The organism is Pelomonas caseinilytica, from assembly GCF_021353235.1.
Classification (GTDB): domain Bacteria; phylum Pseudomonadota; class Gammaproteobacteria; order Burkholderiales; family Burkholderiaceae_C; genus Pelomonas; species Pelomonas caseinilytica.
This window is the reverse complement of the sequence record NZ_JAJTWT010000002.1, coordinates 508157-523844: the sequence shown is the minus strand read 5'-3', so window position 1 is coordinate 523844 and position 15688 is coordinate 508157. Positions and strand designations below refer to the sequence as shown.

The window sequence follows — 15688 nt, the reverse complement described above, 5'->3', positions numbered from 1 at the left end:
GGCGACTTCCGGGAAAACCACAACACCCGTGGCGATTGAATCCCCTCATCGTTTGGGATATCTTAGACAGCGTTGTCAATTTGAGTTCTGCCGGTGAATTGCGCGGTCAGTAACATCGTTGCTGAGATCGCTACCAACGCTTACCCCAACGGCGGGTTCACAGGGCTCCGCCAGCGCTGCACCACGCCTGAAAAGGCGCGTTCCGACTGGTGTTGTGGATTGCGCAAATCGCCAGACTCAACTCGCGTAAACCCCAGGAGGACGGGGCAGGGCAAAAAAATACAGTACGTCGGGCGATTGGGCTGGCAACTCTTTTTTTGAGGGAAGCTGGTAACGCTACCAATCGGCACACGGCAGGCCTACAAAAGTCGTCATCACTCGGCTCACTTCAGAGCCGGCCATGTCAGTAAGGAGACAAATGAAACACCCTCAGATTTCCAAGACCCGGCGGGGGGGGCAGCTCGCACAGCGGCTCAAGCCCGTTGCATGGGCATCCTCGATCGCGCTGCTGACCGGGGCGGCTGCCGCCCAGGCGCAGCAGACCGGCGCCGCAGCCCCCGCGGGAGCCGCCTCGTCGCCCACGTCGCTGGAGACCGTCGTCGTCACGGGTATTCGCAAGTCCCTTGACAGCGCTGTCACGCTGAAGCGCGAGTCTCGCGGCCTGGTCGACGGGATCGTCGCCGAGGACATCGGCAAGTTCCCCGACACCAACCTGGCCGAGTCGATGCAGCGCATCGCCGGCGTGTCCATCGACCGTTCGGCCAGTGGCGAAGGCTCCAAGGTCACCGTCCGCGGTGTCGGCCCCGACTTCAACATGGTGCTGCTCAACGGCCGCCAGATGCCTACCGCCGTCATCGGTTGGGAAGGCGCCGGCGCCAACGGCTCGCGTGCCTTCGACTTCGCCAACCTGTCGTCCGACTCGATTGCCGCCCTGGAGGTCTACAAGACGGCCCGCGCCGAGTCGCCCACCGGCGGCATCGGCGCCACCATCAACGTCAAGACGGCCCGCCCGCTCGACGTGCGCGAGCGCATCGCCAGCATCGGCGTGAAGGCCAACTACGACGCCTCCGTCGGCCGCCTGCCGGGCCCGCTGCAAGGCAGCAAGACCACGCCGGAAGTCTCCGGCATCTACAGCGACACCTTCGCCAACCGCACCATCGGCATTTCGATCAGCGGCAGCTACTCCAAGCGCGATTCGGGCTCCAACAAGGCCTACACGCAGAACGGCTGGGGCACCAACGATCCGGCGGTGAAGTCGGTCAGCCCGGCGTCCAACATCGTCAACAACCCCGCGGGCCTGTACGCGACCTCGCGCGAGCTGCGCTACTCGCTGACGGGCATGGAGCGCGAGCGCATCAACGGCCAGGCGACGCTGCAGTTCGCGCCGAGCAAGGAGCTGAAGTTCACCCTCGACCACACGCTGGCGATGAACACGCTCCACTCGAAGAACGCCGAGATGTCGAGCTGGTTCAACAACTCGTTCTCCGGCGATCTCAAGACCAACCCGGCCACGCAGTTCACCACCGGCCCCGTCGCCGCGCCCATCGTCCAGACGGCCATCTGGGACGGCACACACGACCTGGCCCTCAACACCGGCCAGTACGCCCAGAAGTCCAAGCTGAACTCCACCGGCTTCAATGCCGATTGGAAGGTCAGCGATGCGCTGCGCCTGGAGTTCGACGCCCACCACTCGAACGCCAAGACCACGCCGGACAGCCCCTACGGCACGTACAGCACGATGGACTTGGCGATGTTCAACCAGGGCAATGCCACGGCCTACTACGACCAGAAGTTCCCGATCCTGAGCCTGCCCGGCCAGAAGTTCGACGACACCAAGCTGAACGTCACCGGCACGCAGTTCCGCAACAACCTCAGCGATCAGACGGTCGACCAGTTCCAGACGCGTGGCACCTACCGCCTCGGCACCGACGACAAGCTGCTGGCGGGCCTGGGCTTCACCCGCACCAAGAACCGCTCCGCCAGCTACAACAACCAGAACAACGACTGGAGCGGCGTCGCACCGTCGCTGGGCCAGTTCGCCGGCATCAACACGGGTACCTACAGCCTGAGCAGCTTCTTCAGCCGCATCCCGGGCCACGACGACCCGCGCCTGTTCCCGTCCTTCTACATGGCGGACTTCGCCAGCCTCCGCGACCGCGCCGTCAAGATCAAGCAGGCGAACACGCCGGGGATGACGCAGGCCCAGGCCGAGGCCTACTTTGCCGCCGCCAGCGACTACACCCGCGGCGACGACTGGCGCGCCACGGAGAAGTCCAGCTCGCTCTACGGTCAGTGGGACCACGCCTTCGACACGGCCATCCCGATGAACCTGTCGGTGGGCGTGCGCTACGAGAGCACCAAGGTGGAGTCCTCCTCGCAGGTGGTCGACCACTCGGGCACGACGACCTGGGGTTCGCAGAACGAGATCAACCTCGCCTCGGGCGGCACGACCTTCGGCACCAAGTCCGGCAAGTACTCCTACTGGCTCCCCAGCATCGACTGGGATGCCGACCTGGCCGAGAACCTCAAGGTGCGCGCCAGCTACGGCGAGAACATCGGCCGGCCGGGCTGGAACCAGATGCAGGGCGGCCTGAGCCTGGGCGGCACGGCGAACCCGAACGGCGGCGGCACCGGCTCCACCGGCGATCCGGCGCTCAAGCCGCTGCGCTCCAAGAACTTCGACCTGTCGGCCGAGTACTACTACGCCAAGTCGAGCTACGCGGCGCTGGGCCTGTTCTACAAGAAGGTCAGCAACTTCGTCACCACGTCGAGCGTCGATGCGACGGTGCCGGGCATTCTCAACCCGGCCAGCGGCACCTACTACAACGCGGCGCTGGCGGCCTGCGGCGGCAACACCCAGCCGCTGTGCATCCGCAACTACATCTTCCGCAACTACAACGGCCAGCCGGGCGTGACGGCAACGGGGCCGCTGGACGCCGCGGAAGTCGCAGGGACCATCACCAGCGCCGTGCCGGGTGCCACGCCCATCCCGTTCAAGGTCACCACCTTCACCAACGGGCCTGGCGACAACATCAAGGGCCTGGAGCTGAACTTCCAGCACATGTTCGGCCGCAGCGGCTTCGGCGTGTCGGGCAACTACACCAAGGTGAAGACGGGCCTGAAGTTCAACAACCTGCGCACCGACCAGCAGGCAGCCCTGCTGGGCGTCAGCGACTCGGCCAACCTGGTGGGCTTCTACGAGAACGACGTCTGGTCCATCCGCGCGGCCTACAACTGGCGCGGCGAGTTCCTCGCGGCGACCAGCGACGGCAACGGCAACAACCCGGTCTACACCGAGCCCTACGGCCAGGTGGATGCGTCCATCGGCTACAAGCTCGGCAGCAACCTGACCCTGCAACTCGATCTGCTGAACCTGAACGACGGCTACATCCGTCAACACGGCCGCACGAACGAGATGCTGGTCTCGGCCCTCCAGACCGGCCGCCGCTACCTGATCGGTGCCCGCTACCGCTTCTGATCGATGACCCCGCCGCCCGGCTTGCCGGGCGGCGCCTTGGCCGGGGCGGGCAGCCATGTCCGCCTCGGCCAGCTTGTTTTGCAGGACTCCCCTGGCCGTGCGGGGCGGGAACGCCAGCCGCCGGCCATACTCACCGTCATGAATTCCACTCCAGGCGTGCGACGCATCGTGGTGTTAGGCGGCGGGTCGGCCGGCTGGCTGACGGCCGCGACCCTGGCCGCCGAACTGGGCGGTGACACGCCCGGCGCGCTGCAGTTCACGCTGATCGAATCGCCCGACATTCCCTCCATCGGCGTGGGGGAGGGCACCTGGCCGACCATGCGTGCCACCCTGCACCGCATCGGCCTGAGCGAGGTCGACCTGGTGCGCGAATGCGATGCCGCCTTCAAGCAGGGCTCGCGCTTCGATGGCTGGCTGCACGGCGCCGCCGGCGACCGCTACTACCACCCCTTCACGCTGCCCCATGGCTTTGGCGAGGCCGAGCTGGCCGCCGCCTGGCTGCAGGACGGCCGCGCGCAGTCCTTCGCCGAGAGCGTCGGGCCGCAGCCCCAGCTCTGCGACGCCCAGCTGGCGCCCAAGCAGACCACGACGCCGGATTTCGGCGGCGTCGTCAACTACGGCTACCACTTCGATGCCGTCAAGCTCGGCCAGCTGCTGCAGCGGCATGCGACGGCGCGGCTGGGCGTGCGCCACGTGGTCGACCATTTCATCGCCGTGCGCTCGCACGACAACGGCGACATCGCTGCGCTCTCGACCCGTGCCCACGGCGACATCGAGGGCGAACTCTTCATCGATTGCTCGGGCCTGGCCAGCCTGCTGCTCGGCCAGCATTACGGCATCGGCCTGCGCTCCGAGCGGGGCGTGCTCTTCAACGACAGAGCCCTGGCCGTGCAGGTGCCGCACGCCGCGCCGGAGGCGCCGCTCGCCTCGGCCACCATCGCCACGGCCCATGCCGAAGGCTGGACCTGGGACATCGGCCTGCCCACGCGGCGCGGCATCGGCCTGGTCTATTCGAGCGGCCACACCAGTGACGACGCGGCTGAGCGGGCGCTGCAGGCCTATATCGGGCGCTGCGGCCTCGAGGCCGCCGGGGCGACGCCGCGCCGGCTGCGCTTCAGCCCGGGCTACCGCGACAAGTTCTGGCATCGCAACTGCGTCGCCGTCGGCCTGGCTGCCGGTTTCATCGAGCCGCTGGAAGCCTCGGCCCTGGCCCTGGTCGAGCTGTCTGCCGCCTTCATCCGCGACGAGATGCCGGCCGGCCGTGACGACATGGACCTGGTCGCCCGACGCTTCAACGAGGCCTTCGCCTACCGCTGGTCGCGGGTCATCGACTTCCTCAAGCTGCACTACGTGCTCAGCCGCCGCGACGATGCCGACTACTGGCGCGAGCACCGCAGCATGGCCAGCCAGCCCGAATCGCTGCGCGAGCTGCTGCAGCTCTGGGCCCACCGCCTGCCGTCGCGCAACGATTTCTACCGCACCGAGGAAGTCTTCCCCGCGGCGAGCTACCAGTACGTCCTCTACGGCATGCAGTTCGCTCCCGCGCTGCGACCCCTGAGCGCCGATCGCCTGGCGGCGGCCCGCTCCTGCATGAAGGACGTGACGACAATGACCCGGCGCCTGCTGGGCGGGCTGCCGCGCCACCGCGACCTCATCGACCACATCCGCGCGCACGGCCTGCCGCCGTCGCACTGATCCTCCCTCCGAACGCCATGCTCGAACTGCTCAACAACATCCAGCACAAGGATCTGCGCATCGTCACCCGGCGCGGCGCGCAATGGGGCGACGACTTCATGTCCGCCCCCGTCACACTGGACGAATTCCGCAAGCTCCAGGCCCACTACCCCATCGTCTTCCAGCCCGACGGCAAGGGCAGCTTCCTGCCGGTCGTGCTCTTCGGCCTGCAGGAAGGGCAGAACCTCTTCCTCACCGACGAGGGCTGGGACGCCGACTACCTGCCGCTGTCCGTGCAGCGCATGCCCTTCTCCATCGGCGTGGCCGAGGGCGACGAGCTGCGCATGCTGGTGGACATGTCCAGCAGGCGCATCGGCCGGGGCGCCGAGGGCGAGGCCGTCTTCCTGCCGCACGGCGGCACGACCGATTTCACCGAGAACGCCAATGCCGTGCTGCGCACCCTGCACGAAGGCCTGCAGGCGACGGCCGAATTCGTCGAGACGCTGGTGGCCCAGGATCTGCTCGAGCCCTTCACCCTCGACGTCGAGCGGCCCGACGGCAGCCACGGCCAGCTGCTCGGCTTCTCCATCATCAACGAGGACCGGCTGGCGGCCCTGGACGCCGGCGCCGTGGCCCTGCTGCACCAGGCCGACTACCTGATGCCCATCTACATGGCCCTGGCCTCGTTGTCCAACTTCAGGGCGCTGATCAAGCGCCACCTCGCCCGGGAAGCGTGAGCCGATGACCGTCCGCCCAGACGCCGGCACCGCCATTCCGGACGACGTGCTGCATTCGACGCGGCCGGTGCTGTTGCCGGGGCTGGTGAAGCACTGGCCGTTGGTGCAGGCGGCCGGGCGCTCCGTCGCAGACTTCTGCGACTACCTGCGCGGCTTCGCGCCGTCCACGCAACTCGGCGTCTGGCGCGGCGGGCCGGAGATCGGCGGGCGATTCTTCTACAACGACGACCTCAGCGGCTTCAACTTCCACCGCGAGAACGCTCCGTTCGGCGCGCTGCTGGACGAACTGCTGGCCGGCTCGGACGACGCCCTCTACCTCGGCTCCACGGAGCTCGACGCCGCCTTCCCCGGCCTGCGCGCCAGCCACCCGCTGCCCGAGGTGGACCGCTTCGATCCGCTGGTGAGCCTGTGGCTGGGCAACCGCATGCAGGTGGCCACGCATTTCGACCTGCCCGACAACGTCGCCTGCGTCGTCGCCGGACGGCGCCGCTTCACACTCTTCCCGCCCGACCAGGTCGCCAACCTCTACATCGGCCCGCTGGACCTCACGCCCGCCGGCCAGCCCGTCAGCCTGGTCGACCACGCCCGGCCCGACCTCGAGCGCTTTCCGCGCTATGCGCAGGCGCTGGAGCAGGCCCAGGTCTTCGAGCTGGAACCCGGCGACGCCCTCTTCATCCCCAGCCAGTGGTGGCATGGGGTGGAGTCGCTGGAGCCCATCAACGCCCTGGTCAACTTCTGGTGGCGCCAGTCGCCCGGCTTCATGGACACGCCGCTCAACACGCTGATGCTGGCCCTGCTGTCGCTGCGCGACCTGCCGCCCGCCCAGCGCGACGCCTGGCGGGCGCTGTTCGACCACTACGTCTTCGATGCGGACGAGACCACCGCCGCCCACATTCCGCCCTCGGCGCGCGGCGTCCTCGCGCCGATGAACGAGCACAGCGCCCGCCAGCTGCGCGCCATGCTGCGCAACCGCCTGAATCGCTAATGAATGAGCCCCTCGCCCACCCTCGCATCGCTGAACGCGAGCGAGTCCGGTCGGTCCCCCTCGGGGACGGCGGTGCTTGCGGCATTGAGCCGCAAGCACATCGCCAGCGCGGGCCGGCTCGGGAGCGGCCCAGCGCTCGGCCCGCAATACACCGGTTTCATGGGCCGCGGGTGGCCGTGCCAAGCACCTTGGACAACTGAATATGAACAAACCGATCAAGCGCATCGTCATCGCCGGCGGCGGCACCGCCGGCTGGATGGTGGCGGCGGGTCTCGCCAAGTGCCTGGGCCGGCAGTACGACTTCCGCCTCGTCGAGTCCGAGGAGATCGGCACGGTGGGCGTCGGCGAGGCCACCATCCCGACGCTGCACTTGATGAACGAGATCCTGGACCTGGACGAGCGCGAGTTCGTGCAGGCCACACAGGCGACCTTCAAGCTCGGCATCCACTTCGAGAACTGGCGCAACGTCGGCCAGCACTACTTCCACTCCTTCGGCCGCACCGGCAAGGGCCACTGGACGGCGGGCTTCCAGCACTTCTGGCTGGAGGGGCGCCGCCGCGGCCTGGCCAGCGACTACGGCGACTACTGCCTGGAGCTGCGCGCGGCCCTGGACAAGCGCTTCGCCACCCTGCCCGACAACGGCATCAACTACGCCTACCACTTCGACGCCACGCTCTACGGCCAGTACCTGCGCCGCATGGCCGAGGCCATGGGGGTGCAGCGCCTGGAGGGCAAGATCGCCGAGGTCCGCACCGATGCCGCCAGCGGCGACATCACCGGCCTGCAGCTGCAGGACGGGCCGCTGCTGGAGGGCGACTTCTTCATCGACTGCACCGGCATGCGGGCCCTGCTCATCGGCCAGACGCTGGGCGTGCCCTATGAGAGCTGGTCGCACTGGCTGCCCTGCGACAGCGCCCTGGCCGTGCAGACGACCTCGGTCGGCGAGCCCGTGCCCTACACCCGTTCCATCGCCCACCCCTGGGGCTGGCAGTGGCAGATCCCGCTGCAGCATCGCGTCGGCAACGGCGTCGTCTTCAGCAGCCGCCACGTCAGCGACGACGAGGCCAAGGCCGCGCTGCTGGCCAACGTCCAGGGCGAGGTGCTGCGCGAGCCGCGGGTCATCCGCTTCACGCCGGGCCAGCGCGAGCAGGTCTGGAAGAACAACTGCGTCGCCATCGGCCTGTCCAGCGGCTTCCTGGAGCCGCTGGAATCCACCAGCATCCACCTCATCCAGAAGGGCATGAGCCGCCTCGTCGAGCTCTTCCCCACCGACGGCATCCGCCAGAGCGACGTCGACGAGTACAACCAGCAGTCACGCGAGGCCATCGAGGTCATCCGCGACTTCATCATCCTGCACTACCACGTCACCGACCGCGACGACTCGCCCTTCTGGCGCGACTGCCGCGCCATGGACGTGCCGCCGCTGCTGGCGCACCGCATCCAGCACTTCCGCGACACCGCCCGGGTCATGCTGCGCCAGGGCGAGCTGTTCGCCGAGAACTCCTGGGTGCTGGTCATGATGGGGCAGGGCATCACCCCGGCCAGCCACCATCCCATCACGCGCAACATGGACGACCGCAGCCTGGCGGACTTCCTCGGCGAGATCCGCAAGGACATCGCCCGCACGCTGATGAAGCTGCCCCGGCACCAGCAGTTCATCCAGCAGTTCGCGCCCGCAGCGAAGCTGCCGGTGGCCACGCCGTCGGCGGCCGTGCCCGCGCTGCGCATCAACCCGCGCGCCCGGGTCGAGGTGTTGACCCTGGCCGATAGCGCCAAGGTCTTCGTCGTCGACGACTTCGCCGAGGACCCTGAGGCGCTGGTCGCGCTGGCGCAGGCCACGGCGGACCAGTTCAAGGCCATGCCGGGCCAGCCCTATCCCGGCCCGCAGCTCGGGCTGCCGGACAGCCTGGCCGCCGAACTGGACGGATTCTTCCGCAGGCAACTGGCCGAGCCGCTGCGTCTCGGCGCCCCGCTCGGCATGTTCGCGCGCTTCTCGCGCGTCGTGCAGGATCCGGCCAGCCTCGACGCGCGCCAGCGCATCTGCCACCGCGACGACTCGGGGCTGGACCCGGCGGAGGCGATGTCGGCCTGCGTGCACTACCTCTTCAAGGACGAGAGCCTGGGCGGCACCGTGTTCTTCCGTCCGCGGGTGCCCGATGAACAGGTCCGGCAGCTGCGCCAGGACGCGCAGGCCCTGGAGCCTCGCGCCTTCGGCGACAAGTACGGCCTGGCGCCGGGCTACATGACCGAGAGCAACGCGTATTTCGAGGTCATCGGCCGCGTGCCGGCCCGGTGGAACCGGGCCATCTTCTACGACGGCGGCATCTTCCACTCCGGCGACATCCGCTGGGCCGACAACCCGGCGGGTTACCGGGCCGGCCTGGGCCGGCTGACCGTCAACGCCTTCTTCAAGAGCCGTCGGCCGGACCGGTCTTGAAACGCGACTCCCGCAGCACCTCGCAGACCTGCACGGTGTACTCGGCGTAGAAGTTGGCGCGGCCCTGCTTCTTCGCGTCCACGTGCAGAGCGTTGAGCGACCAGTTGCGCTGGCTGGCCTCGTCCTCGAACTCGACGATGATGACCCGTTCGCCGTCCTCGGCCATGAAGACCTTGTGGGAGCGGTAGCCTGGCATGGTGCGGGCGAGTGCGCTCATTTGCGGGGCCAGGTCGAAATAATCGGCCCGGGCATCGTCCTTGAGGCGGGAGCGGAACACCGTGACGATCATCGAAGCCTCCTCCTTTGGATTCCGGCCGATTGTCCCGCCTCGATAATCGGAGCATGAGCAATTCCATCACGATCGCCACGCGCGAGAGCCGCCTCGCGCTGTGGCAGGCCGAACATGTACGGGACCGCCTGGCCCGCGAACTCGGCGTCAGCGCCACCCTGCTGGGCATGACGACACGCGGCGACCAGATCCTGGACCGCACCCTGTCCAAGATCGGCGGCAAGGGCCTGTTCGTGAAGGAGCTGGAAGCGGCCCTCGCCGACGGCCGCGCCCAGCTCGCGGTGCACTCGCTCAAGGACGTGCCGATGGAGCTGCCGGAGGGCTTCATGCTTGCCGCGGTGCTGGAGCGCGAAGACCCGCGCGACGCCTTCGTCTCCAACGACTACGCCTCGCTGGCCGAGCTGCCCGAGGGCGCCGTCGTCGGCAGCTCCAGCCTGCGCCGCGTCACGCAGCTGCTCAGCCTGCGGCCCGACCTGCGCGTCGAGCCCTTGCGCGGCAACCTCGACACGCGGCTGCGCAAGCTCGACGAGGGCGGCTATCACGCCATCGTCCTGGCCGCCGCGGGGCTCAAGCGCCTGGGCCTGGGCGCCCGCGTGCGGGCCCTTTTCGACGTCGGCCAGATGCTGCCCTGCGCGGGGCAGGGCGCGCTGGGCCTGGAGATCCGCTCCGACGACGCCGGCCTGGCCGCCGCCCTGGGCCGGCTGGCCCATACGCCGACGCTGCTCGCCTGCGAAGCCGAGCGCGCCGTCTCGAGGGCCCTTGGCGGCAGTTGCAGCCTGCCGCTGGCCGCCCATGCCCACTGGCAGGGCAGCACGCTGTGCCTGGACGCGGCGCTCGGCCACGCCGAGCTGCACGCCTCGCCGCTGCTGCGCTCCAGCGTGGCGGCCGCCGTGGGCGACGTCGCCGCGGCGCGCAGCCTCGGCCAGCAGGCGGCGCAGCGCCTGCACGAGCTGGGCGCTGGCTCCTACCTGCCCGGATGACCGTCAAGCTGATCGTCACCCGGCCGCGTGCCCAGTGCGCGGCCTGGCTCGCGCGGCTGGCCGCGCTGGGGGTCGACGCGGCGGCGCTGCCGCTGATCGAGATCCTGCCAGCCCGCGACGCCGGCCCCGTGCATGCCGCCTGGGCCGGGCTGCCCGACACGGACCTGGCCGTCTTCGTCAGCCCCAACGCCGTCGAGCAGTTCTTCGCCCGCGCCGAGGGCGCCGGCTGGCCGCCGGGCACGCTGGCGGCTTGCGTCGGCCCCGGCAGCGCCCAGGCCCTCCTTGAGCACGGCGTGCCGGCGGAACGGATCGTCCAGCCCGCCGCCGACGCCGCCAGCCTCGATTCCGAACACCTGTGGGCCCGGCTGGAGCCGCGGCGCGACTGGGCCGGCGCCCGCGTGCTGGTGCTGCGCGGCGATGGCGGCCGGGAGTGGCTGGCCGAGCGCCTGGCGCAGGCCGGTGCGCAGGTTCAGGCCGTTACGGTTTACCACCGCACAGGGCCCCGGCTGGACGCCGCCGAGCAGGCCTTGCTGGCCCGCGTGCAGGCCGATCCGGCGGGCCATGCCTGGCTCTTCAGCAGCGCCGAAGCCGTGGGCCATCTGCAGGGCCTGGCCCTGGCCGGCCAGCGCGCCATCGCCACCCATCGGCGCATCGCCGAAGCGGCCCGCGCGGCAGGTTTCGCTCCTGTGGTTTTGGCGCGACCGGACCCTGAAGCGGTGACTCGGGCCCTGAAAGGCCTCTGACAGAATCTGGCGCACCGTGACCGAGCCGACCCCGCCCATCCCCGCCGAAGCCGCGGCCCTCCCGCCCCCGTCACCCCCGACGCCCGCGCCGCCGACCATTGCCCTGCCGGGCTGGATGCCCTGGCTGCTCGCGCTGATGGGCGTGGCCCTGCTGGCCTGCCTCGCCCTGGCCTGGCAGAGCCTGTCGCGCCAGCAGTCGCTGGAGCGGGAGCTGGTGCGGCGCCAGGAGGCGAGTGCGGCCCAGGCCACCGAGGCGCGGCTGGCAGCCAAGCAGTCGGCCGAGCTGGTGCGCGACACCGCCGCCAAGGTCTCGCTGCTGGATGCGCGGCTGGCCGAGGTGGCCCTGCAGCGCGGCCAGCTGGAGGAATTGATCCAGTCCATGTCCCGCTCGCGCGACGAGAACGTCGTTGGCGACATCGAGGCGGCCATCCGCGTGGCCCTGCAGCAGACCCAGATCACCGGCAGCGCCGAGCCGCTGGTGGCCACGCTCAAGCAGGCCGACGAGCGCCTGCTGCGCTACAAACAGCCGCGCATGGAGGGCGTGCGCCGCGCTGTCGCTCGCGACCTCGACCGGGTCAAGGCCGTCGCGGTCGTCGACGTCTCCACGCTGACCATCAAGCTCGACGAAGTCGTGCGCATGGCCGATGAGCTGCCGCTGGTCTCGGGCAACGAAGCCGCGCCGCGCCCGCGCGGCGACGACCGCAACGGCGAAGCCGCCCGCGAACGCGAGCGGGCCCTCAAGCTGCAGCGCGAGCAGGCCGCCGCCGCTGCGGACGGCAAGCTGGCGCTGTGGTGGTGGCAGGCGTCCCAGCAGCTGTCGAGCTGGACGGGCGTGGTCTGGGGCGAAGCCAGGACGCTGCTGCGCGTGACCCGCATCGAGCACCCCGAGGCCGCGCTGATCTCGCCCGACCAGAGCTTCTTCCTGCGCGAGAACCTCAAGCTGCGCCTGTTGAACGCCCGGCTGGCCCTGCTCAGCCGCCAGTTCGACACCGCGCAGTCCGACCTGCGCGACTGTCAGGACATGCTCAACCGCTACTTCGACATGCGTTCCCGCAAGGTGGCCGGCGTGGGCGAGCTGCTGCGCCAGGTGGCGGGGCAGGCCCGCCAGGTCAGCGTGCCGCGGCCGGATGACACTCTGGCCGCACTGACCGCCGCAGCCGCGGGTCGATGAGGCCCTAGCCCACCATGCGTCTCGTCATCTGGCTGGTCCTGCTGTTCACCGTCGCCGTCGTCGCGGCGCTGACCCTGGGTTCCAACGACGGCCTGGCCAGCTTCTACTGGGCCGGCTGGCGGCTGGACATCTCCCTCAACCTCTTCCTGCTGCTGCTGCTGGCCAGTTGCTTCGCGCTGGTGACGGCCATCCAGGCCATCGAGGCGCTCACGACGCTGCCGCGCCGGGCCCGCGAATGGCGGCTGGCCCAGCGCGAGCGCAGTGCCCAACTGGCCCTGCGCGAAGCCCTGGTGGAGTTCTTCGGTGCCCGCTTCAGCCGCGCGCAGAAGTCGGCGCAAAAGGCCCTCAACATCCAGTCCGCCACCCCCGAGCTGGCGGCCGACCAGGCCTTCATGGCCCTGGCCCATCTGCTGGCCGCGGCCAGCGCCCACCGCCTGCAGGATCGCCGGCACCGCGACGAGCAGCTCAACCGGGCGCTGGAGCTGGCGCGTCGCCACGGCGGCGCCCGGGCCCACGAGGACGGCGCCCGGCTGCTGGCCGCGGAATGGGCCCTCGACGACCGCGACGCGCCCCGGGCCCTCGGCCTGCTGGGCGAACTGCCGCCCGGCGTGGCCCGTCGCACCCAGGCCTTGCGCCTGCGCCTGCAGGCGTCGCGCCTGGCTCGCCAGCCGCTCGACGCCTTGCGCACGGCGCGGCTGCTCGCCAAGCACCAGGCCTTCTCCAAGGTCGCGGCCCAAGGCCTGCTGCGCTCGCTGGCCTTCGAGGCCCTGGACGGTGCCCGCGACGTCGACCAGCTGCGCACCGTCTGGCAGCAACTCGACGCCGCCGACCGCCGCGACCCGCTGGTCGCCGCCCGTGCCGCTCAGTGTGCCGGTCAGCTCGGCGCGCCGGACGATGGCCGCGGCTGGTTGCGCCCCTTCTTCGACGACCTGGCCGAACTGCAGCCCGACGATCGTGCGGCCCTCGCCAATGCCCTGGTGCCGGTGCTCGCCGGCTGCGGCCCCGACTGGCTGCAGCGCCTCGAATCGGCACAGTCCCGCTTCCCGCGCGAGCGTTCGTTGGCCTATGCGCTGGGCCATGCGCTCGTGGAGCGCCAGCTCTGGGGCAAGTCGCGGCTGATGCTGGAAGCGGTGGCCGAGGATGCCGGCATGCCCAGCGCCGCCCGCCGCCGCAGCTGGCTGGCCCTGGCGGCCCTGGCCGAGCAGGAGGGCGACGAAGCCCGCCGCGCGCGCTGCTTCGAAGCCGCGGCGCGCCTGCCTTGAGACGGCGCTGTGGCTCTGCTGCCCTTGCGGGGCCTGCGATGCGACGCCTCCGGAAGTTTTTTCAAAAAAACGCCGAACTCTTGCTGAGAGCCAAAAAATCTGGCTATACTGTGAGGCTTCAGCGGCTGTAGCTCAGTTGGATAGAGTACTTGGCTACGAACCAAGGGGTCGTGGGTTCGAATCCTGCCAGCCGCGCCAATAACAAGAAGAGTGAACGGGTCAGATGCGAAAGCATCTGACCCGTTTTCCTTTCTGCGTTTTTTCTGCGTTCTTTAGGCCGGCCGGCTGAGTCAGCTGCCGTCGCTCGAACCGGCGAGTGGCGAGAAGCGCGGCGCCGGTGACGGCATCCATCGCCCCTCGGCATCGCGGAAGAAGCTGCCGCGGGCCTGCGCATGCGGATGCTGTGGGGCCTCCGCGAGGCTCAGCACCGGGGCGAAGCAGGCGTTGCTGCCTTCCAGCTGTGCGGTCCATTCGTCGCGTGTCTTCTCGCGGATGCGCGCGGCCACGCGCTCCCGCAGGGCCGGCCATCGGCTGCGGTCGTGCTGCGCAGTGGGATCCACGTCGTCGAGCCCGAGCCGCTGCAGCAGCTCGGCGTAGAACTGCGGCTCCAGGGCGCCCAGCGAAACGAAGCGGCCATCGGCGCATTCGAAGCAGTCGTAGAAGGGCGAGCTGTGCAGGAAGAAGTTGTCCGCCGGTGCGTCGCTCCAGTGGCCGGCGGCGCGCATGGAGTGCAGCAGGCTGGACATCAGCCCCACACCGTCCACCATGGCCGCATCCACGACCTGGCCGCGGCCCGTGCGCCGGGCCTGCCAGAGGGCGGCCATCACTCCGAAGGCGAGGAACATCGCGCCACCTCCCATGTCGCCGATCAGCGTCGCAGGGATGCTGGGCGCCGCGCCGGCGCGCGAGGCGACAGACAGCACACCGGACATGGCGACGTAGTTGATGTCGTGGCCCGCGGCCTGCGCGAGCGGGCCGGCTTGGCCCCAGCCGGTCACGCGGCCGTAGACGAGGCGCGGGTGGCCGGCGGCGAAGCTCTCGGGGCCCAGCCCGAGGCGCTCCATGACGCCGGGCCGGAAGCCTTCGATGAGCGCGTCGGCACCTTCGATGAGGGTGCGCGCTTCGGCCAGTCCCCCGGCGGTCTTGAGGTCCAGGCAGGTGCGCTGCTTGCCCCGGTCCAGCGCCGTGCCGGTGTCGAGCACCTGGCCGCCTGGCCGCTCGATGACGGTGACGTGGGCGCCATGGTCGGCCAGCAGCATGCCGGCCAGCGGGCAGGGCCCGAGGCCGGCCATTTCGACGACACGGAGGCCGGACAGCGGGCCGGCGGAGGAGGGGACATGCATCGGACAATGCTCTCATGAACAAGGCCTTCACCAAGGAACCCGACGCGGCCGACGACGACGATGGCGACGGCCCCTCGCTGCCGGCGCTGCCGGCCGGCACGCGCAACTACATGACGCCGGCCGGCCATGCGCGGCTGCGCGCCGAGTTCATGCAGCTCATCGACGTGGAGCGGCCCAAGATGGTCGAGACGGTGTCCTGGGCGGCCAAGAACGGCGACCGTTCGGAGAACGGCGACTACCTCTACGGCAAGAAGCGCCTGCGGGAGATCGATCGGCGCCTGCGCTTCCTGACCAAGCGGCTGGACGTGGCCGAGGTCGTGGACCCCAGCGTCCACTTCGGTTCCGAGCAGATCTTCTTCGGCGCGACGGTGACCTATGCCAACGCCAAGGGCGAGGAGCGCACGATCATCATCAAGGGCATCGACGAGTCGGACAGCCTGGCCGGCGAGGTGAGCTGGATCTCACCCATCGCCCGCACCTTGCTGAAAGCGCGCGTGGGTGACGAGCTGCAGCTGGTGACGCCGGGCGGCGTGGAGAAGATCGAAGTCGTCGACGTGAGCTATCCGGCACCGCAGCCGGGGTGACCGCC

Annotated in this window: 12 protein-coding genes and 1 tRNA gene; 11 read left to right on the top strand and 2 right to left on the bottom strand. The window is 69.7% G+C overall.

Annotated elements, in window-relative coordinates; translation table 11 throughout:
• Nucleotides 1–418: 418 nt before the first annotated feature.
• The 5 genes from LXT12_RS06190 (at nt 419) to LXT12_RS06170 (ending at nt 9311) form a co-directional block, all read left to right on the top strand.
• On the top strand, nt 419–3478 hold the full coding sequence (locus LXT12_RS06190) for a TonB-dependent receptor (RefSeq protein WP_233390487.1): 3060 nt from the start codon (nt 419–421) through the stop codon (nt 3476–3478).
• Between the two features lie 138 nt (nt 3479–3616).
• Nucleotides 3617–5173 (top strand): tryptophan halogenase family protein, encoded by a 1557-nt coding sequence (locus tag LXT12_RS06185; RefSeq protein ID WP_233390486.1) that lies wholly within the window; start codon nt 3617–3619, stop codon nt 5171–5173.
• 17 nt (nt 5174–5190) lie between these two features.
• Nucleotides 5191–5889, top strand: coding sequence for a SapC family protein (locus tag LXT12_RS06180; protein ID WP_233390485.1), 699 nt, complete (start codon nt 5191–5193; stop codon nt 5887–5889).
• A gap of 4 nt (nt 5890–5893) precedes the next feature.
• The gene (locus tag LXT12_RS06175; RefSeq protein WP_233390483.1) at nt 5894–6874 is read left to right on the top strand and encodes a cupin-like domain-containing protein; all 981 of its coding nucleotides are present in this window, start codon (nt 5894–5896) and stop codon (nt 6872–6874) included.
• A gap of 202 nt (nt 6875–7076) precedes the next feature.
• Nucleotides 7077–9311, top strand: a complete 2235-nt coding sequence (locus tag LXT12_RS06170) for a DUF6445 family protein (RefSeq protein ID WP_233390481.1) — start codon at nt 7077–7079, stop codon at nt 9309–9311.
• Here the strand turns inward: LXT12_RS06170 and LXT12_RS06165 are convergent.
• Nucleotides 9283–9600: an antibiotic biosynthesis monooxygenase family protein gene (locus LXT12_RS06165; RefSeq protein ID WP_233390480.1), complete on the bottom strand. Its 318-nt coding sequence runs from the start codon at nt 9598–9600 to the stop codon at nt 9283–9285. The genes LXT12_RS06170 and LXT12_RS06165 overlap by 29 nt on opposite strands.
• A 53-nt stretch (nt 9601–9653) precedes the next feature.
• Here LXT12_RS06165 and hemC point away from each other — a divergent pair, with 53 nt between their 5' ends.
• The 5 genes from hemC (at nt 9654) to LXT12_RS06140 (ending at nt 13954) form a co-directional block, all read left to right on the top strand.
• A complete protein-coding gene (gene hemC / locus LXT12_RS06160; protein ID WP_233390478.1) occupies nt 9654–10580 on the top strand; it encodes a hydroxymethylbilane synthase in 927 nt (308 codons plus the stop codon).
• Nucleotides 10577–11323: a uroporphyrinogen-III synthase gene (locus LXT12_RS06155; protein ID WP_233390476.1), complete on the top strand. Its 747-nt coding sequence runs from the start codon at nt 10577–10579 to the stop codon at nt 11321–11323. Before hemC ends, LXT12_RS06155 begins: the two co-directional genes overlap by 4 nt.
• 16 nt (nt 11324–11339) lie before the next feature.
• On the top strand, nt 11340–12494 hold the full coding sequence (locus LXT12_RS06150) for a uroporphyrinogen-III C-methyltransferase (protein ID WP_233390474.1): 1155 nt from the start codon (nt 11340–11342) through the stop codon (nt 12492–12494).
• Nucleotides 12495–12508: 14 nt separating this feature from the next.
• A complete protein-coding gene (locus LXT12_RS06145) occupies nt 12509–13756 on the top strand; it encodes a heme biosynthesis HemY N-terminal domain-containing protein (protein ID WP_233390472.1) in 1248 nt (415 codons plus the stop codon).
• Nucleotides 13757–13877: 121 nt separating this feature from the next.
• Nucleotides 13878–13954, top strand: a tRNA-Arg gene (locus LXT12_RS06140).
• 92 nt (nt 13955–14046) lie between these two features.
• Here LXT12_RS06140 and LXT12_RS06135 read toward each other — a convergent pair.
• Nucleotides 14047–15099: a CaiB/BaiF CoA transferase family protein gene (locus LXT12_RS06135; RefSeq protein WP_233390470.1), complete on the bottom strand. Its 1053-nt coding sequence runs from the start codon at nt 15097–15099 to the stop codon at nt 14047–14049.
• Nucleotides 15100–15113: 14 nt separating this feature from the next.
• On the opposite strand from LXT12_RS06135, the gene greB reads away from it, so the two are divergent.
• Nucleotides 15114–15683: a transcription elongation factor GreB gene (gene greB / locus LXT12_RS06130; RefSeq protein WP_233390468.1), complete on the top strand. Its 570-nt coding sequence runs from the start codon at nt 15114–15116 to the stop codon at nt 15681–15683.
• Nucleotides 15684–15688: the final 5 nt, after the last annotated feature.

Bases quoted from the DNA above. Each gene is read 5' to 3' on its own strand.
- LXT12_RS06190 (WP_233390487.1), top strand. From the start codon at position 419: ATGAAACACCCTCAGATTTCCAAGACCCGGCGGGGGGGGCAGCTCGCA.
- LXT12_RS06185 (WP_233390486.1), top strand. From the start codon at position 3,617: ATGAATTCCACTCCAGGCGTGCGACGCATCGTGGTGTTAGGCGGCGGG.
- LXT12_RS06180 (WP_233390485.1), top strand. From the start codon at position 5,191: ATGCTCGAACTGCTCAACAACATCCAGCACAAGGATCTGCGCATCGTC.
- LXT12_RS06175 (WP_233390483.1), top strand. From the start codon at position 5,894: ATGACCGTCCGCCCAGACGCCGGCACCGCCATTCCGGACGACGTGCTG.
- LXT12_RS06170 (WP_233390481.1), top strand. From the start codon at position 7,077: ATGAACAAACCGATCAAGCGCATCGTCATCGCCGGCGGCGGCACCGCC.
- LXT12_RS06165 (WP_233390480.1), bottom strand. From the start codon at position 9,600: ATGATCGTCACGGTGTTCCGCTCCCGCCTCAAGGACGATGCCCGGGCC.
- hemC (WP_233390478.1), top strand. From the start codon at position 9,654: ATGAGCAATTCCATCACGATCGCCACGCGCGAGAGCCGCCTCGCGCTG.
- LXT12_RS06155 (WP_233390476.1), top strand. From the start codon at position 10,577: ATGACCGTCAAGCTGATCGTCACCCGGCCGCGTGCCCAGTGCGCGGCC.
- LXT12_RS06145 (WP_233390472.1), top strand. From the start codon at position 12,509: ATGCGTCTCGTCATCTGGCTGGTCCTGCTGTTCACCGTCGCCGTCGTC.
- LXT12_RS06135 (WP_233390470.1), bottom strand. From the start codon at position 15,099: ATGCATGTCCCCTCCTCCGCCGGCCCGCTGTCCGGCCTCCGTGTCGTC.
- greB (WP_233390468.1), top strand. From the start codon at position 15,114: ATGAACAAGGCCTTCACCAAGGAACCCGACGCGGCCGACGACGACGAT.